This is a genomic window from Vibrio mytili (assembly GCF_049563345.1).
GTDB lineage: Bacteria > Pseudomonadota > Gammaproteobacteria > Enterobacterales > Vibrionaceae > Vibrio > Vibrio mytili.
On the sequence record NZ_CP110481.1, the window covers coordinates 2249853 to 2275600 of the forward strand.

Consider the following 25748-nt stretch of genomic DNA (forward strand, 5'->3'; position numbering starts at 1 on the left):
CCTGTTATAGCATGCTTTCCATCTCATACGCTAATAAAAGACGGAAAGGCTATCTGTCGATTACTCGTCTTTCGCTGCTGGTGCTTCCGCAGTTGCTTCTGCTGGTTTTTCAACCGCTTCTTTCATGCTTAGACGAACACGGCCTTGACGGTCGATTTCAAGTACTTTCACTTGAACTTCTTGACCTTCTGCTAGGTAGTCTGACACTTTCTCAACACGTTTTTCTGCGATTTGAGAGATGTGTACTAGACCATCTTTGCCTGGAAGAATCGTGACGAATGCACCAAAGTCGGCTAGACGTGCAACTTTACCAGTGTAGATACGGCCGACTTCAACTTCAGCAGTGATCTCTTCGATGCGACGAATCGCTTCTTTCGCTGCTGCACCTTCAGTCGCGGCAATCTTGATAGTACCGTCATCTTCGATTTCAATCGTAGTGCCCGTCTCTTCCGTTAGAGCACGGATTACTGCACCACCTTTACCGATAACGTCTTTGATCTTCTCAGCGCTGATCTTCATTGTGTGAATACGCGGAGCAAATTCAGAGATATCATCACGAGCACCAGAGATCGCTTCATCCATTACAGATAGGATGTGCTTACGTGCACCTTGTGCTTGGTTAAGCGCAATCTGCATGATCTCTTTAGTGATACCTTCGATCTTGATGTCCATTTGAAGTGCAGTGATACCTGTATTAGTACCCGCTACTTTAAAGTCCATATCACCTAGGTGATCTTCGTCACCAAGGATGTCTGAAAGAACAACGAAATCGTCGCCTTCTTTCACAAGACCCATTGCGATACCCGCAACTGAAGACTTGATTGGTACACCTGCATCCATAAGAGCAAGAGAAGTACCACATACAGAAGCCATTGAAGATGAACCGTTAGATTCAGTGATTTCCGATACTACACGTACTGTGTATGGGAATTCTTCTGGAGATGGCATAACTGCAGCAATACCACGCTTCGCCAATTTACCGTGGCCGATTTCACGGCGCTTAGGAGAACCGACAAAACCTGTCTCACCTACACAGTATGGAGGGAAGTTGTAGTGCAGTAGGAAGTGATCTTTACGCTCACCAGTTAGCTCATCAATGATTTGCGCATCGCGCTGAGTACCTAGAGTCGCCGTCACGATCGCCTGAGTTTCACCACGAGTGAATAGCGCACTACCGTGAGTACGTGGAAGGATACCAGTACGTACGTCTAGCGCACGAACCATGTCTTTCTCACGACCATCGATACGAGGGTTACCAGCAATGATACGGCTACGTACTACTGTCTTCTCTAAATCGTGGAAAATAGTGTGAATCTCTTTAGTGTCCGCTTCCGGATCTTGAGCAAGTAAAGCTTCGTTAACTTCTGCTGCAATCTCATGAATACGGTCGTAACGAGACATTTTCTCAGTGATTTGGTAAGCCTCGATAAGCTTAGCCTCTGCTAGTTCAGCAATCTTAGCTTTAAGCGCAGTGTTTTCTTCCGGAGCAACCCAATCCCACGCAGGAGTAGCAACTTCTGCTTTGAATTCGTTGATTGCTTTGATAGCAACTTGTTGTTGATCGTGACCGTAAACAACCGCTGCAAGCATTTCTTCTTCAGTTAGGTTATCCGCTTCTGATTCAACCATCAGTACTGCAGACTCGGTACCTGCAACCACAAGATCAAGTTTAGAAACTTGTAGTTCAGTTTGGCTCGGGTTAAGCACAAGTTGACCATCGATATGACCAACACGAGCAGCACCGATAGGACCGTTAAACGGGATACCAGAGATAGCTAGTGCTGCAGATGTACCAATCATTGTTGGGATATCTGGTTGAACGTCAGGGTTCACCGATACAACAGTAGCGATAACTTGGACTTCGTTTTTGAATGAATCCGGGAAAAGCGGACGGATTGGACGGTCAATAAGACGAGCTGTTAGTGTTTCGCCTTCAGAAGGACGACCTTCACGTTTGAAGAAGCCACCAGGGATTTTACCCGCCGCGTACGTACGCTCTTGGTAGTTAACTGTAAGCGGGAAGAAATCTTGACCCGCTACTGCTTCTTTCTTACCAACGACAGAAACGAATACGGCTGTATCGTCCATCGTTACCATAACTGCGGCTGTCGCTTGGCGTGCAATAACGCCAGTTTCTAGAGTAACCGTGTGGTTACCGTACTGGAACGTTTTAACAACTGGTTTTTCGAACATTGTTATTCCTTGTTTCTAAGCACTGTACATACCAATGCTTAGGATGTATTAATTGATACTCAAGGCATTACGAATCGCGACTAGTGAAAAGAAACTTGAGTAAATTTCTTTTTAATAGCCGCGACCTTTTGGTCGACGAGGTTGACTGTAATGCGGTGAGCCTTACTGATAATCTACGATACAAATCGGTGACCAAGAACTGGTTTGGAACTGTATCAAAAGATTAAACCGCCAGTATTATAACGGCATAAGTAGGATTTGGCTAAGTTATAGCGGTCAAAATAAGCCATAGCAGCCAAAATAAGCTATATCAGTCAAAAAATAGGCAACAAAAAAGGGGCATAAAGCCCCTTTTTAGACAAACTGCTATGCAGTCGCTGATTAGCGACGTAGGCCTAGGCGTTTGATTAGGTCTTGGTAGCGAGCTAGATTTTTACCTTTTAGGTAATCTAGAAGCTTACGACGACGAGAAACCATACGTAGAAGACCACGACGGCTGTGGTGATCGCCTTTGTGTGCTTTAAAGTGACCTTGTAGGTGGTTGATAGAAGCAGTAAGTAGAGCTACTTGAACTTCTGGTGAACCAGTATCGCCTTCACCTTGTGCGTATTCTGCAACGATTGCTGCTTTAGTTTCTGCATTCAGAGACATAATTCTCTCCTAATAAGAGTAAGTTTAAAGTTGTAGCAGCCAATCTCTGATTCAGCCGCTACGCGAAGCGCGGATTATAGGGAAATTTTTTAACCCGTGCAATATAAAAATACCAACGCATTGGTCGGTATTTTCAAGTAATTACTGCGATGGTGCTTCTTCACGAAAAACAACCAGACGCTTAGGTGCAATTTTACCGTCGTCGTTCATTTCACCGACTCCGATAAACAAGCGCTCCTCGCCCATCGTTAGACGAAGTGCACCTTCAATCGGCGCACCAAATACCTGAACAGGCTGGCCATGTTGAACCATATCAGCGAGCTCTGGTAACAAGTTAACTTCTGGTAAATCTTCGACAGCCGTATCCATTGGTAAAAGCAACGGATCAAGTAATTCACGAGGTGCGATTTCTTCACGATGCGCTTGCTCTAACAAATCATTGAGTTGCTCGAGTGTTACCATCTTTTCATAGGGGTATTTTGCCACACCAGTGCGACGAAGCATGGTGACATGCGCACCACAACCAAGCATTTCTCCAAGGTCATCAACGATAGTGCGAATGTAAGTGCCCTTTGAGCAATGCACTTCCATTTCAACTTCATCACCTTCAAAGCGATGAAGAACAATCTCATAGACCGTAATTTTTCGAGACTCTCGCGGGACATCAATGCCTTTGCGAGCATACTCATACAAAGGTTTGCCCTGGTATTTCAACGCAGAAAACATTGAAGGTATTTGATCAGATTCACCACGGAATTTCTCAATACAGGATTCCAGGTTTTCTAGATTTACATCAACCGGACGAGTTTCGACCACTTCTCCATCAGAGTCTGATGTATTAGTACGCTCACCGAGCTTTGCAATCACACGGTAGCGCTTGTCAGAATCCAATAGAAACTGAGAAAACTTTGTTGCTTCACCCAAGCAAATTGGCAACATGCCTGTCGCTAATGGGTCCAAGGCACCAGTGTGGCCTGCTTTCTCAGCAAAGTAGATTCTCTTTACTTTTTGCAGTGCATCATTGGAAGAGATACCCGTTGGTTTGTCCAACAGGATAACGCCATTAATTGGACGACCTTTACGACGACGAGCCATTATTCTTCGCCCTCACGACCAGAATCTTTTTGCTTTTTCTTGTCTGCACTAACGACTTCAGACACTAGGTTAGACATACGCATACCTTCGACAAGCGTATTGTCGTAGTAGAAGCGAATCTCTGGTGTCAAACGTAGACGAATGCGTTTGCCTAGCATCATGCGAATATGCACTTCGTGCTCGCGCAGTGCCGCTAGACAGGACTCGGGCGTTTGTTCACCTACACATAAGAAAGTGACAAATACCTTTGCGTAAGCAAGGTCACGAGACACTTCCACATCGGAAATCGTGACCATACCCAAGCGTGAGTCACGAACTTCACGTTGAAGGATCATCGCTAATTCTTTTTGCAGCTGCTGTGAAACACGCTGCGTGCGGCTAAATTCTTTTGACATACTTTTACTCTCATATAGAAAGAATGGGGGGTTGGTCAAAGCCAGCCCCCCATGGTGTATTCAACAACCAATTACTACTTATCTTTCAAAGACAATATTAGTAATTTTAGTCAATTAGTCTAGAGTACGTTTAATTTCAATGATTTCGAAGACTTCGATTTGGTCACCAACACGAACATCATTGTAGTTCTTAACGCCGATACCACATTCGTAGCCATTCTTAACTTCTTGAACGTCATCTTTGAAACGACGTAGTGACTCTAGTTCACCTTCATAAATAACAACGTTATCACGTAATACACGGATTGGGTTGTTACGCTTAATCACGCCTTCTGTAACCATACAACCAGCGATTGCGCCCAGTTTAGGTGACTTAAACACGTCACGTACTTCAGCAAGACCAATGATCTCTTGCTTGAATTCTGGAGCAAGCATACCACCCATTGCTTGTTTCACTTCGTCAATCAATTGGTAAATGATTGAGTAGTAACGCAAGTCAACTGCCGCAGCCTCAACAGCACGGCGAGCAGAAGCGTCAGCACGTACGTTAAAGCCAAGAATGATTGCATTTGATGCTTCAGCAAGTACTACGTCAGTTTCCGTAATACCACCAACACCAGAACCAACGATGTTCACTTTCACTTCGTCAGTTGATAGCTTCACTAGTGAGTCTGCGATGGCTTCTACAGAACCTTGAACGTCTGCTTTAAGCACAACGTTAAGCTCAGCAACTTCACCCGCTGTCATGTTAGAGAACATGTTCTCTAGCTTCGATTTCTGCTGACGTGCCAGTTTCACTTCACGGAACTTACCAGCACGGTAGTTCGCAACTTCACGCGCTTTACGCTCATCACGAACTACTGTTGCTTCGTCACCTGAAGATGGCACACCAGATAGACCCAAGATCTCGACAGGAATCGATGGACCAGCTTGTGTAATTTCCTGACCCAGTTCATCACGCATTGCACGAACACGGCCGTATTCTTGACCACAAAGAACGATATCGCCTTTGTTTAGGGTACCTGACTGAACAAGTACTGTTGCAACTGGACCACGACCTTTATCTAGGCGAGATTCAACAACCACACCAGACGCCATGCCTTCAGCAACTGCTGTTAGCTCTAGAACTTCAGATTGAAGAAGGATTGCTTCTAGAAGAGCATCAATGTTTGTACCCTGTTTTGCAGAGATGTGAACGAAGATGTTCTCACCACCCCACTCTTCAGGAATAACGTCATATTGAGCAAGCTCGTTCTTAACGTTGTCTGGGTTAGCACCTTCTTTATCGATCTTGTTCACTGCAACAATCAGAGGCACACCCGCCGCTTTCGCGTGCTGGATAGCTTCAACTGTTTGTGGCATTACGCCATCATCTGCAGCAACAACAAGTACAACGATATCTGTCGCTTGAGCACCACGAGCACGCATAGCAGTAAACGCTGCGTGTCCAGGAGTATCAAGGAAAGTGATCATGCCGTTATCAGTTTCAACGTGGTATGCACCGATGTGCTGTGTAATACCACCCGCTTCACCAGAAGCAACGTGCGTACGACGAATGTAGTCAAGTGTTGACGTTTTACCATGGTCAACGTGGCCCATGATTGTAACGACTGGAGCACGAGGAACGGCCTCTGCATTCGTGTCACGGTCAGAAAGCACGGCTTCTTCAAGTTCGTTCTCTTTACGAAGAACGACCTTATGACCCATTTCTTCTGCCACTAGCTGCGCAGTCTCTTGATCGATAACTTGGTTGATAGTCGCCATTGCGCCCATCTTCATCATCACTTTGATAACTTCTGTCGATTTAACCGACATCTTGTTCGCAAGTTCAGAAAGAACGATCGTTTCACCAATCACAACATCTTGTTTTGCAACCGTAGCAGACTTATCGAAGCCGTGCTGCATTGATGTTGGTTTCGCCAGCTTGCCTTTACGACCGCCTTTGCCACCGCGTTGGCCACGAGTATTACGTGCTTTCTCATCTTTGCTTGAAGGTTTCTTCTTCTTACGACGACCACCTTCAACTTTGCGATCTGCTTCATCTTCGGCTTCACGTGCATATTGTGAAGTCGTTACATGGTAATCTGTATCTTCCATATCACCCTTTTTCTCTTCTGCAGCAGACCAACGCTCTTTGTTCTTTTCAGCCAATTCGCGAGCTTCTTCAAGCTGGCGCTGACTTTCCTCTTCAGCCTTACGCTTAGCTTCTTCTTCCTGACGACGCTTAAGCTCGTCGGCCTCTTTTCGCGCTGCTTCTTGCTTAATTTTCTGTTCAGCATCACGCTTAGCTTTTTCTTCAGCTTCGCGTTGTGCATTCGTATCTACGTTTCGTTTCGCTTTTTCTTTAGCTTCACGTTCCGCTTTTTCTTCCGCTTCACGTTTTGCAGCTTCTTCAGCTTCACGCTTTGCCGCTTCTTCAGCTTCACGCTTTGCGGCTTCTTCCGCTGCGCGTTTTGCTGCTTCTTCTGCTTCGCGTTGTGCTGCTTCTTCAGCTTCACGTTTTGCTTCATCTTCAATTGTGCTGCGCTTTACGTATGTACGTTTTTTGCGCACCTCAACCTGAACATTCTTACTCTTACCACCACCCGCATTAACACTAAGTGTACTACGAGTTTTACGCTGTAGCGTAAGGCGAGTCGGCTCTGATTCACCAGATTTGTCACCGTGTTCTTTTTTTAGATGAGAAAGAAGTGTTTGCTTCTCGTCATCTGTCACATTGTCAGAGCTCGCCTTTTTAATGCCAGCGTCAGCAAGTTGTTCAATCAAGCGGTCGACTGGCGTACCAATCTCATCACTCAGTGCTTTAACTGTTAATTGTGTCATGCCGCTTCCTCCTTGCTGAAATTATGCTTCTTCGCCGAACCAACAGATGTTACGTGCGGCCATAATTAGCTCACCTGCACGTTCTTCCGTCAGGCCTTCGATACCTTCTAAATCATCAATACCTTGGTCGGCAAGATCTTCAAGTGTTGCTACACCTTTCGCTGCCAATTTGTATGCCATTTCACGCTCCAAGCCTGCAAGACCAAGTAAGTCTTCTGCTGGCTCAAGGCCTTCGAATGACTCTTCTTGAGCAAGCGCAATCGTTGTTAGCGCGTCTTTTGCACGGCCACGCAACTCTTCGATCAACTCTTCATTAAGACCATCGACTTCAAGCAACTCATTCACTGGCACGTATGCCACTTCTTCTAGCGTTGAGAAACCTTCTTCGACAAGCAACTGAGCAAAGTCTTCTTCGATATCGAGGTACTTCATGAAGTTTTCAATAGACGCTTGTGATTCTTCAGCGTGCTTCTTCTGAAGATCCGCGACCGTCATAACGTTCAGTTCCCAACCTGTTAATTGAGATGCTAGACGAACGTTTTGACCATTACGACCGATAGCTTGCGCCAAGTTATCTGCTTCTACCGCAATATCCATTGAGTGTGCATCTTCATCTACGATGATAGACGCAACATCAGCAGGTGCCATTGCGTTAATAACGAACTGAGCTGGGTTGTCATCCCACAGAACGATATCGATACGCTCACCACCAAGCTCACCAGACACTGCTTGTACACGTGCACCACGCATACCAACACACGCACCCACAGGGTCGATACGCTTGTCATTGGTTTTTACTGCGATCTTAGCGCGAGAACCTGGATCACGTGCTGCACCTTTCAGTTCAATGATATCTTCTGCGATTTCAGGAACTTCAACGCGGAACAGTTCAGCTAGCATTTCTGGCTTAGAGCGCGTGATAAACAGTTGGAAACCACGAGCTTCTGGAGCCACTTTGTACAGTAGACCACGAACACGGTCACCTGGACGGAAGTTTTCGCGTGGCAGTTGATCATCACGAAGAATAACTGCTTCAGCATTATTACCAAGGTCAAGCACGACAGTGTCGCGGTTTACTTTTTTAACAACACCAGTGATCAAGTCACCTTCGTTATCAATAAATTGCTCAACGATTTGTGCACGTTCAGCTTCACGAACTTTCTGTACGATAACTTGTTTTGCCGTTTGAGTCGTAATACGGTCAAACGTCACTGATTCAATTTCATCTTCGATGTAGTCGCCAAGCTCAATAGACTCATCATCGTATTGTGCCGCTTCTAATGAGATTTCTTTAGTTGGATATTCGACATTATCAACAACCAACCAACGACGGTAAGTAGTGAACTCGCCTGTTTTTCGGTCAATAGCAACACGAACTTCAATTTCGATATCGTATTTTTTCTTTGTAGAAGTTGCCAGAGCAATCTCAAGAGCCTCAAAGATGCGCTCACGAGGTACCGCTTTTTCGTTCGATACCGCTTCTGCTACCGCTAAAATTTCTTTACTCATTGTATTTAGCCTCTAAGCTTAAACTTTTTTAGGGAACTAAAATTTAGGGATCAGGTTAGCTTTTGAAATGTTACTTAAAGCAAACTCTTCTTGCTGACCGTCGACAGTAATAGTCACGGTTTCGCCATCAACGCTGTGGATAATACCTTTCCACTTGCGACGATTTGCTACCGCCATTTTCAAAACGATGCTGACCTCGTGACCTATAAATTGCTCATAATGTGCTGCTTTGAACAGTGGTCTTTCTAGACCTGGAGAAGACACTTCTAGACTGTAAGCAACAGAAATTGGATCTTCGACGTCTAGCACTGCACTCACCTGATGACTTACCTCTGCACAATCATCGACATTAATGCCATTCTCATGATCGATAAAAATACGTAATGTCGAGTGCGCGCCAGCACGAATAAACTCTAATCCAACTAACTCATAACCTGATGCCTCTACTGGCGCTTCAAGCATTTCAGTAAGTTGTCTTTCTAAACCAGTCATTTTAACCACTCCAGAAACAAAAAAAGGGCTCAGAGCCCAATCAAAAAACCAAGCAGTGATCTGAGTCATATTCAAAAAACTCAGATAACAAAAAACCCCGATAGTCGGGGTTTTGTGCTGCTGGACCCTGATACGTTAAGAATAGACAAAAAAATCAGTTCTTAACTCGTAGCGTGGTTAGCACTACGCAAACTTGCCCAATCTTCGATTTCTATTAGCAAACTTCTTAAAAGTTCTACCCTAAGAAAGAGATTGGTTGCGGGGGCCGGATTTGAACCGACGACCTTCGGGTTATGAGCCCGACGAGCTACCAAGCTGCTCCACCCCGCGTCCGACTTGCTGAGCATTATACTCGCAAACAAGTGATTTACAAGTTTGTAAAACATGGTGCCGAGAGAGGGACTCGAACCCTCACACCAAAGGCACTAGCACCTCATGCTAGCGTGTCTACCAATTTCACCATCTCGGCAGCAAAACCTACAGCTTATTGTGGAATTTCATCACCCGCAGGGGCTGGAACTTCACTCGCTGCATCTTTAACTTGCTCTACCACTGGTTGACCTAATGTTGGGTCGACCCATTGAGATTCAGTCTTGTGCGTAGACATACGACCAAGTAACAAGCTAATGATAAAGAATACGGTTGCTAAAATAGCAGTTGTTCGGGTTAAGAAATTACCTGAGCCGCTAGCACCAAACACTGTGTTTGAAGCACCAGCACCGAACGAGGCTCCCATATCTGCGCCTTTACCTTGTTGAATCAACACAAGGCCAATTACACCAAGCGCTGCCAACAGGTAAATCACAAGTAGAACTGAAAACATTTTTCCACCTATGTTCCTAATTGTTGAGCCAGCGCCGCTCAAAAAATAATACATGTTATTAAATGAACAAGGCTAGCGACCTCCTAACGGGAGGCGGTGCAATACTAGCGAAAGCCAGTAACGCTGACAAGGGAAAATTAGTAAAAAATCAGTACGAACGTACCAAACGCTCAAAAAAAGGGCAAAAGCTGCCCTTTTCTTTCACTCGGTAAATAAAGCTCTGGATTAGCAGCTTAATTTAACCGCTTCGGCAATCTTAAGCGCTGAACTTTGAACCAGTTCAGCTTCTTCGCCTTCCACCATAACGCGGATAAGCGGTTCAGTTCCAGATTTACGCAGCAATACTCGGCCTTTATCACCAAGTTCGGCTTCCACCTCAGCGACAGAATCTAGCACGGCCTTTGCTTCTAGTGGATTGTTCTCTCCTGAAAAACGTACGTTTTCTAGAACTTGTGGATAAAGAGACATACCTTGAGACAAGTCGTGCAATGACATATCGCTACCAACAACAGAAGCAAGCACTTGTAATGCAGCAACAATTGCATCACCTGTTGTCACTTTATCCAGTAAAATAACGTGGCCAGAGTTTTCAGCACCAATTTTCCAGCCTTTCTCTAGCAACTGCTCCATCACATAGCGGTCACCAACAGCAGCTCGTACGAATGGAATACCTAACTGTTTTAGGCCATTTTCCATACCTAAATTCGTCATTAGGGTTCCAACAACACCACCTTTTAACTCTCCGCGGCGTAATGCATCGCGAGCAATAATGTAAGCAATTTGATCACCGTCCACTTTGTTCCCTAAGTGATCGACCATAATAATGCGGTCACCATCACCATCAAACGCTAAACCTAAGTGAGCTTGCTCTTCAACGACACGTTTCTGCAGGGCTCGTACATCGGTGGCCCCAACTTGGTCATTAATATTGGTGCCATTCGGCTCTACACCTATCGCTACAACGTCAGCACCTAATTCTTTAAACACACTTGGTGCGATGTGGTAAGTTGCACCGTGTGCGCAATCAACCACTATTTTAAGTTTCGCGAGGCTCAACTCAGAAGGGAATGTGCTCTTACAAAATTCAATGTAGCGACCAGCCGCATCGTTCATTCGCGTTGCTTTACCAAGCTCAGCTGACTCAACACACTCGATGTCTTTATCCAGCTCGGCTTCAATCGCCAACTCAATATCGTCCGGTAATTTAGTTCCCTCTGATGAGAAGAATTTAATACCGTTATCGTAGTAAGGGTTGTGAGAGGCAGAGATAACAATCCCGGCTTCTGCACGAAATGTTTGAGTTAGGTACGCGACAGCTGGTGTTGGCATTGGTCCTGTCAGCGTGGCCTTTAACCCCGCAGCAGCTAGGCCGGCTTCCAATGCAGATTCCAACATGTAACCAGAAATACGAGTATCTTTACCGATAATCACTTTTTTTGTGCCTTGTTTCGCAAGTACACGACCAGCGGCCCAACCAAGCTTAAGTACAAAATCAGGTGTGATTGGGTATTGCCCAACTTTGCCACGTACACCGTCAGTACCAAAGTAACGTCTTTTATCAGACATAAACTTACCTTTATATATAATATTTTGTTTTAACTAATTTTTTAACTGAATCAAACGACAGCTTTCTAAGCATTGTTTTGGGTCATCTTGACAATTTTCATTGCTTCGATGGTATCTTCAAAGTCATGAACTCGAATGATCTGCGCGCCTTTCATAGCCGCGATAGTGGCACAAACAACACTGGCGTTAGTGCACTCTGCAGGTTTTTTGTCTAACAATTTGAAGATCATTGACTTACGGGACATTCCGGCCAAAATTGGCAAGCCAAATTTATGAAATTTTTCTAAATGAGCAAGCATATGATAATTGTGCTCGAGGGTTTTACCAAAGCCAAATCCCGGGTCAAGAATGATATTTTCACGGGCAATACCTGCTGACTCACAATCGGCGATACGCTCGATAAGAAACTGTTCGACTTCCTGCATCAAATCATCATATTGCGGATTGTGCTGCATGGTTTTAGGTTGACCTTGCATATGCATGATACACACAGGAAGATTGGCTTCCGCGACGGCTTCTATGGCACCGGGCTCCGTCAGAGAGCGAACATCATTAATAAGGTCTGCACCCGCTTCTATCGATTGCTTAATGACTTCCGCTTTGCTGGTATCAACAGAAATCCAAACATCGTACTTTTCCCGAATCGCCTTGACCACTGGTACAACGCGTTGCAGTTCTTCTTCTAAAGAAACGTCTGGCGCACCAGGTCGAGTGGACTCGCCACCAACATCAATAATACTGACACCTGCACGGACCATTTTTTCAACTTGAGCAAGCGCGGACTCAATGGAGTTATATTGCCCTCCGTCAGAAAAAGAGTCAGGAGTAACATTAAGAATCGCCATCACGTGTGGGCGTGATAAATCTAAGGTTTTGTTATTTGCAGCAATTTTCATAATAAACACAAAAACCCCGAGCGAACTCGGGGTTTATTATTCTCAAACTTATTTATTCAGTGTCTTTTTTTTCTGGTGCATCGCTAGGTGAAGAATCCTGTGAAGAAGGCGTATCAGCATCTTTCGCTGTATCCGCTGGCTTATCTTCTTTTTCTTCTGCCTTCGCTTGAGGCTTGTCGTTATCCTGCGGCTTATTGGCAGCATTGTCGCTCCATCCAGCAGGCTCACGAACCTCAGCTTTACGCTCCATCAGATCGTCAATTTGGCGAGCATCAATGGTCTCATACTTCATCAGCGCATCTTTCATTGCATGCATGATGTCCATGTTCTCTTCCAGAATCTTTTTCGCGCGGTCATAGTTGCGGTCAATGATTTGACGAACTTCATCATCAATCAATTTCGCCGTGTCATCAGACATATGTTTTGTCTGAGTCACACTACGGCCTAAGAACACTTCACCTTCATCTTCAGCATAGAGCAACGGACCAAGTTTTTCAGAGAAGCCCCACTGAGTGACCATCTTACGAGCGATTTCAGTTGCGCGTTCGATGTCGTTCGACGCACCAGTTGAAACTTTTTCAGCCCCGTAGATAAGTTCTTCCGCTAAACGACCGCCGTACAAGCTAGAGATCATAGACTCTAGATGCTGGCGAGACATGCTAACGCGGTCTTGCTCTGGGAGATACATAGTCACACCTAACGCGCGACCACGTGGAATGATCGATACCTTATAAACTGGATCATGCTCTGGCACCAAACGGCCAACAATGGCGTGACCCGCTTCGTGGTAAGCGGTTGACGCTTTAGTTTCTTCAGACATCACCATAGAGCGACGTTCTGCACCCATCATGATTTTGTCTTTTGCCAGTTCAAACTCAACCATAGATACGTTGCGTTTGTTACCACGAGCCGCGAACAATGCCGCTTCGTTAACTAGGTTGGCTAGATCTGCACCAGAGAAACCTGGTGTCCCGCGCGCAATTAGTGATGGTTCAACATCACCCGCTAACGGCACTTTACGCATGTGAACTTTAAGAATTTGTTCACGACCACGCACATCTGGTAGACCAACAACAACCTGACGGTCGAAACGTCCAGGACGCAATAGCGCTGGGTCAAGTACGTCCGGACGGTTGGTCGCAGCGATAACGATAATACCTTCGTTACCTTCAAAACCATCCATCTCAACAAGCATTTGGTTAAGTGTTTGTTCACGCTCATCGTGACCACCACCAACGCCGGCACCACGCTGACGACCTACTGCATCGATCTCATCAATAAAGATGATACATGGTGCCGCTTTCTTCGCTTGTTCGAACATGTCACGTACACGTGATGCACCAACACCGACAAACATCTCAACGAAATCTGAACCAGAAATGGTAAAGAACGGTACTTTTGCTTCACCAGCGATGGCTTTAGCAAGTAGCGTTTTACCTGTACCTGGAGGACCAACCATCAAGACACCCGTTGGGATCTTACCCCCCAACTTTTGGAAGCGGCTTGGATCACGTAGGTAATCAACCAGCTCTTTAACGTCTTCTTTTGCTTCGTCACAACCAGCAACGTCTGCAAACGTGGTTTTAATTTGTTCTTCGCTCATCATACGAGCTTTACTCTTACCGAAAGACATGGCGCCTTTACCGCCGCCGCCTTGCATTTGACGCATGAAGAAAATCCATACACCAATCAATAAGATCATTGGGAACCAAGAAATGAAAATAGTACCAAGTAAACTCTGTTCTTCAGGAGGTGTACCTTGTACTTTCACATTTTGATTAATTAGGTCATCTAGAAGCTTTTGATCGTACACGGGCATGTAAGTGACCATTTTGGCACCGCCGCCACGACGGACAAAGCTAATCTCACCGTCTTTAAAAGTTGCTTCTTGAATCTGGCCTTGGCCAACTTCCTGTACAAACGTGGTGTAATCCACGGTTCTGCCATTACTTTCCCCAGGGCCAAAGCTCTGGAATACCGACATCAATACGACAGCGATAACAAGCCACAGAATTAAATTTTTTGCCATGTCACTCAAGGTGTAAGCCTCTCGATAACTAATTGTAATTAAAGGTAGGGTACTACAGTTCAATCACTGTAGCTATACTGTTAACTCACTCCCTAGTGGGGAAAATGGTTAACCTTTGTAACCAGTGGCTACAACAAAGACTTCTCGTGAGCGTGCTCGCGATGAGTCTGGTTTTCTGATTTTGACGGTTTTAAACATGTCTCGGACTTCTTTCACATATTGATCGAAGCCTTCTCCTTGGAAAACCTTTACGACAAAGCTACCATTAGGCGCTAGAACTTGTCGACACATATCTAATGCCAATTCAACTAAATACATAGCACGTGGTTGATCAACCGAGCTATTACCCGCGATATTAGGCGCCATATCCGACATGACCACATCGACCATAGAAGGCTGGATTCTTTCCAATAACGCTTCCAATACTGCCTCGTCACGAAAATCGCCTTGCAAGAAGCTGACGCCTGCAATCGGATCCATCGGCAACAAATCACACGCAATGATTTGTCCGGAGTCACCTATTATTTTAGCAGCATATTGAGACCACCCACCTGGGGCTGCCCCTAAGTCAACGACTGTCATTCCCGGTTTTAACAACTTATCTTTTGTTTGGATTTCATCAATTTTGAAATAAGCTCGCGAACGGTAGCCCTTTTTACGAGCTTCATTTGCGTATTTATCATCAAAGTGTTCTTTCAACCAACGTCCAGAACTGGCCGAGTGTTTTTGTTTACTCATTTTAATCCTAACAAGATACAAATAGGAGCTATTGCTACAATAGGCGCAAGCTATTACTCAATAAATTATAGTCTTCAGCATTAGATGGCGTTAAAATAGCGTTTTTCAACCCTCATTTAAAGAAAATTGGCCGCGTAATGAACCTAAGCACCAAACAAAAGCAGCACCTTAAAGGCCTAGCTCACAGTTTAAAACCTGTTGTGCTAATGGGCGCAAATGGACTTACAGAAGCCGTGCTAGCAGAAATTGAGATTGCTCTTAATCATCACGAACTGATCAAAGTAAAAGTTGCTTCGGAAGATCGTGAAACAAAACAGCTAATCATCGACGCTATCGTACGTGAGACGGGAGCAGAAAAAGTTCAGACCATTGGTAAAGTGCTTGTCCTTTATCGTCAATCTGAAGAACGTAAAATCGAAATTCCCCGCAAATAACTTGCGCTTTAACTTTGATAGATACGCTTTGTAAAACGCCATGACGTCTCAAAGAGACGTGGCAAGAAAAAGGTCGCCATCGGCGACCTTTTTGCGTTTTGTAGAGTAAGAAATTAAATGTATTCCACTCGATCAATTTCGAAGTCTTTCGCGCCACCAGGCGTTTGGATAGCGACTTCATCACCTTCCATTTTACCAATCAAGCCACGAGCAATCGGTGAGCTAACAGAAATACGACCCGCTTTGATATCTGCTTCGTCATCACCGACGATTTGGTAGGTTTTTTCTTCATCAGTATCGATATCGATTAATGTCACTGTTGAACCAAAAATCACTTTGCCAGTGTTTTCCATCGTTGTCACATCGATAACTTGTGCAACAGACAGCTTGTATTCAATATCACGGATCTGAGCTTCACAAATACCTTGTTCTTCACGTGCCGCATGATATTCAGCATTTTCTTTTAAGTCACCCAGTTCGCGAGCTTCAGCAATTGCCGCTGAAATTTGAGGACGTAGCTTAAGAAGACGATCGAGTTCTGCACGTAGCTGTTGTTCGCCACGTAAAGTCATTGGAACTTTTTCCATTATATAAAACCTCAAGCCCAGTGTGTTTTGGACAAAAAAGCCCCACCCTGTCGAAGGACTGGGTAGCGCGTTTAAAGATATGTTTCACTTAGTGTAAACAAACTCTGAAGTGAAATCACCTTAAATCGAATACAAGCCGATTCACTCTTAAAGGTAACACTCTCCTAGCTCATACCGTGACTCAATCCACCTTGAACTCAATCCACCTTGAACTCAATCCGCCTTGAACTATCTGCAAAAAAACAAACAGCGAAAAAACAAACCGAAATGCGACTGAGACTGTTCAAAAAAGTAAAAAAAACTAAACCCTTTCAAATTAAAAACCAAATAAAACCCATTAATTTAATTAAAAATCAGCAAGATAAAAACAAAAAAAACAAATTGAACAGTGTTCATTATATTACTTGATATTATTTTACTAGCTCCCTGCGGAACTTAGGCGGTACAACGTGTCCAGCAAGTTAGCGCTAAGGGTTAACGATATTTGACTTAATACGTTCTCGATTAATCCGTATCTAAACCAATAACTTGCCGAGAGAATCACTCTCCCACTTACAACAATGATTTATGGACAGCTAACTAGGACAAACGAAGATGAAAAAGACTCTAATCGCTCTTTCTGTATCAGCGGCAGCAATCGCGACTGGCGCAAACGCTGCGGAACTTTACAACCAAGACGGCACATCTTTAGAAATGGGCGGCCGCGCTGAAGCACGTCTATCAATGAAAGATGGTGACGCTCAAGACAACTCTCGCATCCGTCTAAACTTCCTTGGTAAGCAAGCGATCAATGATGGCCTATATGGTGTGGGCTTCTGGGAAGGTGAGTTCACGACAGCAGAGAACGGCGAAGTAGATAACAATAACGATCTAAACACTCGTTACGCCTACGCAGGTCTAGGTGGTGCTTGGGGTGAGTTTACATACGGTAAAAACGAAGGTGCGCTAGGTGTCATCACAGATTTCACTGATATCATGGCTTACCACGGCAACTCTGCTGCAGACAAACTGGCTGTTGCTGACCGTTCTGACAATATGATGTCTTACAAAGGTCAATTCGATAACTTAAGCGTTAAAGCAAGCTACCGTTTTGCTGATCGCGAAATTAAAAATGAAAACACGCCAAATGCAGAGTTCAGCGACAACGGCCAAGACGGCTACTCTCTATCGGCAATCTACGCGCTAGGTGATACAGGTATTAACCTAGGTGGTGGTTACGCAGATCAAGATGACGCTAACGAATACATGCTAGCGGGCTCTTACACTATGGGTGACCTATACTTCGCTGGTGTATTCACAGACGGTGAAAAAGCAAACAAAGATGGCGACTACACTGGTTACGAATTAGCTGGTGCTTACACCCTAGGTCAAACCGTGTTCACAACCACATACAACAACGCAGAAACTAATGATGAAACATCTACAAATAACATCGCGGTTGATGCTACATACTACTTCAAGCCTAACTTCCGTGCTTACGCTTCGTACAACTTCAACCTAATCGACTCTGGTGACAAACTAGGTAAAGTAGGTGGCAACACGACAGCAAGCAAAGTAGATGCTGAAGACGAGCTAGCTCTAGGTCTACGCTACGACTTCTAATTTCAATGTTTAGAATTGAATCGACAATGCCTGCTTCTTGCGGGCATTGTTATTTAGAGGGCTTGTTATTTAGAGGACTTGTTATTTTGCTGACGTGTTATTCTGTACCGCTGTTTTCTTATCTCGTTCTAGATTAAGCACCAAAAAGCATCTCTTACGTAAGCTTATAGATTGAACTAAACTTTCATAGCTTGTCTCATTAATAATCTTTATTCGAGCATTTTGCGGCACGCCTAGCATATTGCTTTAACTCAAGTATACTCAACTTCATGACTAACCCTATAAAGTATCACTATGCGTTTACGTTGGCCTTTACTGTTATTTGCTCTGTTTAACTCCGTTGCGTTACATGCGTACCCTCACCAGGAAGTTTTGCCTGAGGGCGCTCGCATTAGCTTGGTCGCTCAAAAACTCAGTGATAATAAAGAGCTCATCGGTATTCACCCGACAGAACAATTATTCCCACCCGCAAGCACTTTAAAAGTGGTTACTGCATTAGCAGCAAAATTAGAGTTAGGAAATAGCTTTAGATTCCGCACCAAACTCGAAACCTCCAGCACAGACGCCGTCATTCGTTTCGTTGGTGATCCAACACTTCAAACGCAAGATTTAAAGAGCCTGCTGACCCAAGCCAAACAGAATGGTCTTAATCGCATTAATGGTAACTTGTGGCTGGATGACAGCTTATTTACGGGCTATAACCGTGCGGTGGGCTGGCCATGGGATATTTTAGGGGTGTGCTACAGTGCACCAGCAGCAGCTATCACATTAAATAGAAACTGTGTTCAAGCCTCTATTTATACCCAGCAAAATGGTGGTACACGTGTCTTCGTGCCTAAGCACCAACCAATCAAAGTCAATACCTCCGTCGAGACCGTGTCCTACTCGGTTCATAAAAGTCGTCATTGCGGATTAGATTTAATTGCTAACCCAGACAATAGTTATGAGTTGAAAGGTTGCTTGGTAGCAAGAAAAGACCCCTTACCTCTGAAATTTGCTGTGCAGGATCCCGGGCAATACACCAGTAAAAATGTTGCCAAATTGCTCGCCCAGCTTGGTATTGGGCTGAAAGGTCAGATCAAAATAGGGACTGCGCCAGAAAAGCAACGTAAAGTGTTGGCAGAACACCAATCGAAAGCTCTGCCAGAACTGTTGGATTTAATGTTAAAACGCTCTGATAACCTGATCGCAGATACATTAACCAAAACACTTGGTGCCAAGTTTTTTGTCCAACCAGGCAGTTTCACTAATGGTACCGAAGCAATCAAACAAATCATCTTCTCTAACACAGGAATTGATATCCGTCAGGCACGTTTGGAGGATGGTTCTGGGTTGTCACGGAACAATCGTATTTCTGCGGTTAAGATGGCCGAGATACTGCGCTACATCTGGAAGAATGAAAGTAAGTTAAACCTTATCGCTATCATGCCTCGATCCGGGGAATCCGGTACACTCCATTACCGTAAGAGCATGCGTCAAGCTCCTATCAAAGGTCAGTTAATTGCCAAAAGTGGGTCCATTTACGGCACCTACAATATGGCTGGATATGGTCTAGACAAAAATGGCAAACCAAATACGGTTTTTGTCCAGTTTGTGTCTGACTACTTTCCAGATAATAGTAGCGGCCATCGCTCTTCTGTCGCCCCTATTACTCGTTTTGAGAAGCTGTTTTACAACGATGTGGTGAACTTTAGTCAAGCCATCCCTAAACAATAGTCGGCGTTGCAAATATCTCTCGATATAACAGCAGTGACGACAGTAGAAGCAACAAGCACAAGCTTCTCCATATGACTGGGACCTGTTCGTAAGCTCTCGACGGTCGTTGAGGTCGTCCCCAAATAATAAAAGCGCCCAATGGGGCGCTTTTATTATTTGGCTAGGTTATTGATTACTGGATAGTAATACGAGCGAACTTACGTTTACCCACTTGGAATACGTAAGTGCCTGACTCAGGAGCAAATTTCGCATCTGCAACTTTTTCGCCTTCAATCTTTGCAGCGCCTTGCTTGACCATTCGCATCGCTTCCGATGTGGATGCACACAGGCCGGCTTCTTTCAACAGGTTAGCAACCGGAGTACCGGCTTCGAAATCAAACTCTGGCATTTCATCAGGAATTTGGTTCTTCGCAAAACGATTAACAAACTCTTGCTCCGCTGCATCAGCGTCTGCTTCACTATGGAAGCGAGCAATGATCTCTTTCGCCAAAAGCACTTTAACATCACGCGGGTTTTTACCAGCTTCGATGTCGGCTTTGAACTGAGCGATTTCTTCAAGAGGACGGAAAGACAATAGCTCGTAGTAGCTCCACATCAAATCATCCGAGATTGACATGATTTTACCAAACATCTCGCTTGGTGCTTCACTGATACCAATGTAGTTGTTTGCCGACTTAGACATTTTCTTCTCGCCATCTAGGCCTACAAGAAGCGGCATCATTAGAACGACTTGTGGTTTTTGACCATTTGATTTTTGCAGCTCACGCCCCATCAGTAGGTTGAACTTTTGATCCGTACCACCAAGCTCTACGTCTGTCTCCATTGCTACTGAGTCCCAACCTTGCAACAATGGGTACATAAACTCATGAATAGCGATAGGTTGACCACCTGTGTAACGCTTTTTAAAGTCATCACGTTCAAGCATACGCGCCACGGTTTGGTTAGCCGCAAGACGAATCATGCCTTCCGCACCCAGTTCTGACAACCACTCAGAGTTAAACTGAATCTTAGTCTTTGCTGGATCTAGAATTTTGAATACCTGTTCTTTATACGTTTCTGCGTTACGCAAAACATCTTCACGGCTCAACGGTGGGCGTGTCGTATTCTTACCTGTTGGGTCACCAACCATGGCAGTGAAGTCACCAATCAAAAACGTCACTTCGTGACCGAGTTCTTGGAACAAGCGAAGCTTATTAAAAATAACCGTGTGACCTAAATGGATATCCGGTGCCGTTGGATCCGCGCCCAACTTAATACGTAAAGGACGACCTTCTTTTAGCTTTGCTATTAGCTCGTCTTCTGGAATCAGCTCTTCAACACCGCGCTTAATCTCGGCTAGTGCAGCTTCAATGCTCGCCATTCTTGTTCACTCCCACAGATTTGGCAAAAATATAATAGTTGGACATATTACTTGAATAGCGATGCATTTTGAAACGCGTTAGACTAGGTAATGTGAATTTTTACGATTATTTGGCGATCTAGACCCTCATGCATTCGATTTTTGTCCGACTCCCACTCTTGCACAAAGTACTGATCGGCTTTTTTAGTGCGCTAATTATTATCGCAGCGTTCTTTTTGCCCGATCCTCAAGAACTCGATCCGCAACAGAGCCGCTTACAAGTCGGTCAATATTATCCAGTGCCTATTTCTATTGAATTAGCACCGCTGAATGGTGATGCTTCTCAAGCGTCTTCGGTTGTGCGCTGGGAAACCTATAAAGTCAACAATGGCGAAAGTGCTGCAATTCTGTTTAGTCGTGTTGGCGTGTCTGCTCGAATATTACATGAGCTGATCGCTTCAGATAAAGAAGTAGAGAGACAGCTAACTCGTCTTAGACCAGGAGACAAGCTGCAATTCGGTTTCGATGAAAAGCACAACTTTGTTCAATTACGACGAACATTAAGTGCCTTCGAAACCTTTCGTATCAAGTTGCAAGATGGCAAATACGTTTCTGAAGTTGACAAAAAGGAAGTGGATTATCAATACAACTATGCTGAAGCAACCATCAGATCCAATTTCTGGAATGCCGGTATATCTTCTGGCTTAGATGGCAACCAAATCATGGAGCTGGCCGTAATGTTTGGCTGGGATATCGACTTTGCTTTGGATATTCGTAAAAACGACAGTTTCCGTGTTCTCTATCAAGAGCAAGTCGTTGAAGGTGACGTGATTGGTCGCGGAAAAATCATCGCAGCCATTTTTAAAAACCAAGGCGAAACTTTTACAGCAATTTTAGATGAGAAAACCGGCAAGTATTATGACGAGAATGGCCGTGCGATGAAAAAGGCGTTCTTACGTGCACCGCTGGATTTTCGTCGCGTAAGTTCAAACTTTAACCCACGTCGCTTACACCCAGTCACAGGTAAAGTACGCCCGCATAGAGGCACAGATTACGCAGCTCCAGTAGGTACACCAATATGGGCAGCTGGTGACGGTGTCGTACTCAAGTCGTCGTACAATAAGTTCAACGGGAACTATGTTTTTATCAAACACAGCAATACGTACGTGACTAAGTACTTGCACCTGACAAAACGAACAGTCAAAGCAGGGCAAAGGGTGAAACAAGGTCAAACCATTGGTACATTGGGAGGAACCGGTCGTGTTACAGGCCCTCACTTACATTATGAATTTTTGGTCAATGGTGTACATAAAAACCCGCGCACAGTGAACTTGCCGCAGTCCAAATCGTTAACAGGTAAAGCAAGGCAGACCTTTATGGCGAATGCCAAAGTCAGTATGGATAAGCTGGATCGCTATAGCGAGTTGTTGACCATGAACTGATCAGGTTATTGATCACGGTAACACGACTCAAAGAGGCCGCACTTTGCGGCCTCTTGGTTTTTTGCAACCTCTTGGGCTTAAAGCCCTTCACTTTCTTGTACTGATACCAATCACAGTAAATAAGTGATCAGAAATAGCGTAGGAAAAATGCTTGAGAACAAGGCGCTAATTTTCGATAAGTAGTTATTCTACAATCAAAAATTGCAACGAAGTTATCGAGTATTTTAACAAGCTAGAATGACCAGTTATTTACTACGATTGGTATGAATACGAGTCTGGATGCTCACGCCCTAACATTAATAGACATGGTGTAAGAACAAGAGTCAGCACTGTAGCAAAAGCTAAACCACCAGCAACCGCTGTCGCCAATTGCGACCACCATTGTGTGCTTGGTGCGCCAAACTCCACATTCTGATTAACCAAGTCGATGTTCATTTCTAACACCATTGGCAGTAAACCAAGTATCGTCGTGATGGTGGTGAGTAACACGGGTCTCAAACGTTGTACGCCAGTACGTAAGATGGCATCCGCTTTATCCAGCCCTCTTTTCCGCATTTGATTGTAGGTATCAATCAATACGATGTTGTTATTCACCACAATCCCCGCCAATGCGATCACACCAATCCCCGACATAATAATGCCAAACGGCTTTTGAAATATCAGTAATCCGGCAAAGACTCCAACGGTGGAAAACAACACCGCACTTAAAATCAAAAATGCCTGATAGAAACTATTAAACTGGGTAATCAAGATTAGTGCCATCACTCCAAGCGCCACAACAAATGCATTTTTTAAGAACGCAGAAGAATGTTCCTGTTCTTCGTTTTGTCCACGGATTTTGAACTCGACGCCCTCAGGCAAGCCAAGGTCATCAATAGCAGCAGAGATTTTGGGCAACTCTAAAGCCAAATTGTAACCGTCAGCCATATCGGCGTTGATACTGATGACTCGGTGCCCATCGATACGTCGAATAGTACCTTGCTTGGGCTCAGGCTTAATTTGGGCAAAATTAGTAATGGGCACCAAACCCGCAGCGGTTTTTATTCTTAATTGATCAAATCGACCAATATCTCGTTTACCTTCGGGGTAACGCACCAAAATGTCGACTTCTTCGTCAGCATCATCCGGTAAATAGTCACCGATCTTCAAACCATTTGTGACGAACTGTACCGTATTACCGACTAATGTTGCATCCGCTGCAAATCGAGCTGCATCATCTCGTTGGATATCAATTTGCCAGTCAATGCCCTCTTTGTTCGTGGTATCGCTCAAGTTAGTGAAGGCAGGGTTACCATCTGCCCAATTACGCACTTTCTTCGCTGCGGCATCCAAATCCGCAATGCTGTTACTTTTCGAAGACACTTCAATAACGACATCGTTTTCAACGGGTGGGCCAGCATCAGCAAATTTGTACTCAAGCTCCACACCAGAAAAACGGTCTGTCGTTTGTTTAAGTTCCTCTATGATGGTTTTCACTTTACGCCGATACTGCCAATCTACGGGAGTGATTTGGATCTGACCAATTTCATCCCCGTCATTGCTTTTCCCCGTTCGCGTATAAACACTCTCAAACTCATCATGACCAAGCATGACCTTTTCAATCTCTCTCATCACGCTGTCTTTCTCGTGAATCGATAAATCACCATATGAGCGCACTTTTACAGTGAAATATGCAGGGTCAACTTCAGGGAAAAACTCGGCACCCAGACCAGCTTTGCTGTAGGTAACCCCAACACCAACAGCCAAAACGACCGCACTCAGCAACACTTTCCACGGATGACGAATGGCAACGGATAACGTTTGATAATAGAGCTTAGTGATACCGGTTGCCTTATCAAAATGGCCATTGTGTAAATCGACCATCTGCTGCTGTGCCGAAGGGGTCAACACTTGCGTATTACCAATAATACTCCCAATAACCGGGACAAATAGTAATGCCATGATCAGTGATGCGGACAACGTTGCTATCAAGGTGAGCGGCAAATATTTCATAAACTCACCAGTAATATCCGGCCAGAAAAGCAAAGGGGCGAACGCTGCTAAAGTGGTTGCTGTCGAGGCCGTAATAGGCCATGACATACGCTTTGCTGCTTGCCGGTAAGCGTCGCTACGCGAGACCCCTTCTTGCATTCTTCGGTCTGCAAACTCGGTCACTACGATGGCACCGTCTACTAACATCCCAACCGCCATGATCAAAGCAAACAACACGACAATGTTAACGGTCAGACCAAATACGGAGAGCACCAACAGACCGGTCAGAAATGATCCTGGAATCGAAACTCCCACTAAAAACGCAGTCCGGACACCTAGAATCGCGATGATGACGATCACCACTAAAATGATGGCCGACAGTACATTATTTTGCAGATCAGTCAGCATCAATTTGACTTCTTCGGATTGATCCCATGTGTATTTGACCAACAAATTGTCAGGCCACTCAGCGCGCTGTTGTCCTTCAGCCATCACCGCCTTCACCAGCTCGACCGTTTCAATGATGTTTTCACCTGCGCGTTTTTTAACATCCAAAACAATAGCAGACTCACCATCCAGGCGCGCAAAGCTTTCTGGATCTCGAAATGACCTGCGCACCGTTGCAACATCGCCAAACGTGATCACCTCTTTACCATTCACTTTGATTGGCAGCTCTAAGACATCTTTTAATGAATCAAACACCGATGGCACTTTAACTGAAAATCGGCCATATCCGGTATCCACAAACCCTGCAGCAACGACTCGGTTATTAAGTGCAATCAAGTTGTAGATGTCGGCCTGATCTAACCCATAACTTTCCATCAAAAGGGGATCAACAACAATCTCGACGATATCTTCTCGATTACCGGCAATATCCACTTCTAATATTTGACGAAAACTTTCAAGCCTGTCTCTGAGAGTCTTAGCAACTTGTATAATCGAGCGTTCAGGTAACGTCCCATATAATACAACCGTTAATACTGGCATCTCAGAAGCAAAAGTAACTTCGTTAACCGTCGGCTCGTCGCTATCTTGAGGCAACTTGGGTTTGGCAAGATCCACGGCCTCTCGGACATCGGCCATGGCTTTCGTCAAGTCAACCCCAACGCTGAACTCTAAGGTGACAGAGGCATGGCCTTCTGATGCGGATGACGTCATCTCCTTCACCCCTTCAATAGACCGCAACTCTTGTTCTATGGGCCGCACTAATAAACGCTCAGCATCAACAGGAGAAATGCCCTGATGACCAACGGAAACGTAAATGATGGGAATGGTGATATCCGGGCTGGACTCCTTAGGAATTGTGACGTAAGTAATAACACCTGAAACCAATAACATAATTAATAATGTCAGCATGGTACGTGACCGTGAAAGCGCAGCATCAATTAATACGTTCATACTGCCTCCTACTACTCATTGGTTTTATCAACAATGACATTGCTATCGG

Annotated in this window: 19 protein-coding genes and 2 tRNA genes; 4 read left to right on the plus strand and 17 right to left on the minus strand. The window is 44.7% G+C overall.

What is annotated here, in order from left to right; genetic code table 11:
* Positions 1-60: 60 nt before the first annotated feature.
* The 14 genes from pnp to rlmE all read right to left on the minus strand — a co-directional run bounded on the left by pnp (position 61) and on the right by rlmE (position 15210).
* Positions 61-2193 (minus strand): polyribonucleotide nucleotidyltransferase, encoded by a 2133-nt coding sequence (gene pnp / locus ONE56_RS10315; RefSeq protein WP_423839820.1) that lies wholly within the window; start codon positions 2191-2193, stop codon positions 61-63.
* A gap of 381 nt (positions 2194-2574) precedes the next feature.
* On the minus strand, positions 2575-2844 hold the full coding sequence (rpsO, locus tag ONE56_RS10320; protein ID WP_005380094.1) for a 30S ribosomal protein S15: 270 nt from the start codon (positions 2842-2844) through the stop codon (positions 2575-2577).
* A 141-nt stretch (positions 2845-2985) separates the two neighbouring features.
* Positions 2986-3939, minus strand: coding sequence for a tRNA pseudouridine(55) synthase TruB (gene truB, locus ONE56_RS10325; protein WP_423839821.1), 954 nt, complete (start codon positions 3937-3939; stop codon positions 2986-2988).
* Entirely contained in the window at positions 3939-4334 is a 396-nt protein-coding gene (gene rbfA / locus ONE56_RS10330; protein ID WP_041156154.1) for a 30S ribosome-binding factor RbfA, read from the minus strand. Before rbfA ends, truB begins: the two co-directional genes overlap by 1 nt.
* Positions 4335-4448: 114 nt before the next feature.
* Positions 4449-7157 (minus strand): translation initiation factor IF-2, encoded by a 2709-nt coding sequence (infB, locus tag ONE56_RS10335; RefSeq protein WP_331438437.1) that lies wholly within the window; start codon positions 7155-7157, stop codon positions 4449-4451.
* Between the two features lie 21 nt (positions 7158-7178).
* The gene (gene nusA / locus ONE56_RS10340; RefSeq protein ID WP_041155578.1) at positions 7179-8666 is read right to left on the minus strand and encodes a transcription termination factor NusA; all 1488 of its coding nucleotides are present in this window, start codon (positions 8664-8666) and stop codon (positions 7179-7181) included.
* A gap of 36 nt (positions 8667-8702) precedes the next feature.
* Positions 8703-9158, minus strand: a complete 456-nt coding sequence (gene rimP / locus ONE56_RS10345) for a ribosome maturation factor RimP (RefSeq protein WP_041155639.1) — start codon at positions 9156-9158, stop codon at positions 8703-8705.
* A 253-nt stretch (positions 9159-9411) separates the two neighbouring features.
* A tRNA-Met gene (locus ONE56_RS10350) sits at positions 9412-9488 on the minus strand.
* Between the two features lie 55 nt (positions 9489-9543).
* Positions 9544-9627 (minus strand) — tRNA-Leu (locus ONE56_RS10355).
* A 15-nt stretch (positions 9628-9642) separates the two neighbouring features.
* Positions 9643-9981, minus strand: coding sequence for a preprotein translocase subunit SecG (secG, locus tag ONE56_RS10360; RefSeq protein ID WP_005439454.1), 339 nt, complete (start codon positions 9979-9981; stop codon positions 9643-9645).
* Between the two features lie 225 nt (positions 9982-10206).
* Complete coding sequence (gene glmM, locus ONE56_RS10365; RefSeq protein ID WP_041155579.1) at positions 10207-11547, minus strand: phosphoglucosamine mutase; 1341 nt, start codon at positions 11545-11547, stop codon at positions 10207-10209.
* Positions 11548-11612: 65 nt separating this feature from the next.
* The gene (gene folP / locus ONE56_RS10370) at positions 11613-12443 is read right to left on the minus strand and encodes a dihydropteroate synthase (protein WP_041155580.1); all 831 of its coding nucleotides are present in this window, start codon (positions 12441-12443) and stop codon (positions 11613-11615) included.
* A 52-nt stretch (positions 12444-12495) separates the two neighbouring features.
* Positions 12496-14472, minus strand: coding sequence for an ATP-dependent zinc metalloprotease FtsH (gene ftsH / locus ONE56_RS10375; RefSeq protein WP_041155581.1), 1977 nt, complete (start codon positions 14470-14472; stop codon positions 12496-12498).
* Positions 14473-14580: 108 nt separating this feature from the next.
* On the minus strand, positions 14581-15210 hold the full coding sequence (gene rlmE / locus ONE56_RS10380) for a 23S rRNA (uridine(2552)-2'-O)-methyltransferase RlmE (RefSeq protein ID WP_423839822.1): 630 nt from the start codon (positions 15208-15210) through the stop codon (positions 14581-14583).
* A 137-nt stretch (positions 15211-15347) separates the two neighbouring features.
* On the opposite strand from rlmE, the gene yhbY reads away from it, so the two are divergent.
* A complete protein-coding gene (gene yhbY, locus ONE56_RS10385) occupies positions 15348-15644 on the plus strand; it encodes a ribosome assembly RNA-binding protein YhbY (protein WP_005380066.1) in 297 nt (98 codons plus the stop codon).
* Between the two features lie 113 nt (positions 15645-15757).
* Here yhbY and greA read toward each other — a convergent pair whose 3' ends face one another.
* Complete coding sequence (gene greA, locus ONE56_RS10390) at positions 15758-16231, minus strand: transcription elongation factor GreA (RefSeq protein WP_041155583.1); 474 nt, start codon at positions 16229-16231, stop codon at positions 15758-15760.
* A gap of 594 nt (positions 16232-16825) precedes the next feature.
* Here greA and ONE56_RS10395 point away from each other — a divergent pair.
* Complete coding sequence (locus tag ONE56_RS10395) at positions 16826-17833, plus strand: porin (protein WP_331438439.1); 1008 nt, start codon at positions 16826-16828, stop codon at positions 17831-17833.
* A 294-nt stretch (positions 17834-18127) separates the two neighbouring features.
* Positions 18128-19549, plus strand: a complete 1422-nt coding sequence (dacB, locus tag ONE56_RS10400; RefSeq protein ID WP_041155585.1) for a serine-type D-Ala-D-Ala carboxypeptidase — start codon at positions 18128-18130, stop codon at positions 19547-19549.
* A gap of 172 nt (positions 19550-19721) precedes the next feature.
* On the opposite strand, the gene tyrS is transcribed toward dacB, so the two are convergent.
* Positions 19722-20909: a tyrosine--tRNA ligase gene (gene tyrS, locus ONE56_RS10405; RefSeq protein ID WP_041155586.1), complete on the minus strand. Its 1188-nt coding sequence runs from the start codon at positions 20907-20909 to the stop codon at positions 19722-19724.
* A 128-nt stretch (positions 20910-21037) separates the two neighbouring features.
* Between tyrS and ONE56_RS10410 the strand changes: the two genes are divergently transcribed.
* Positions 21038-22330 (plus strand): peptidoglycan DD-metalloendopeptidase family protein, encoded by a 1293-nt coding sequence (locus tag ONE56_RS10410; RefSeq protein WP_423839823.1) that lies wholly within the window; start codon positions 21038-21040, stop codon positions 22328-22330.
* A 252-nt stretch (positions 22331-22582) separates the two neighbouring features.
* Here the strand turns inward: ONE56_RS10410 and ONE56_RS10415 are convergent, their stop codons facing one another.
* Entirely contained in the window at positions 22583-25699 is a 3117-nt protein-coding gene (locus ONE56_RS10415; protein ID WP_423839824.1) for an efflux RND transporter permease subunit, read from the minus strand.
* Positions 25700-25748 lie beyond the last annotated feature (49 nt).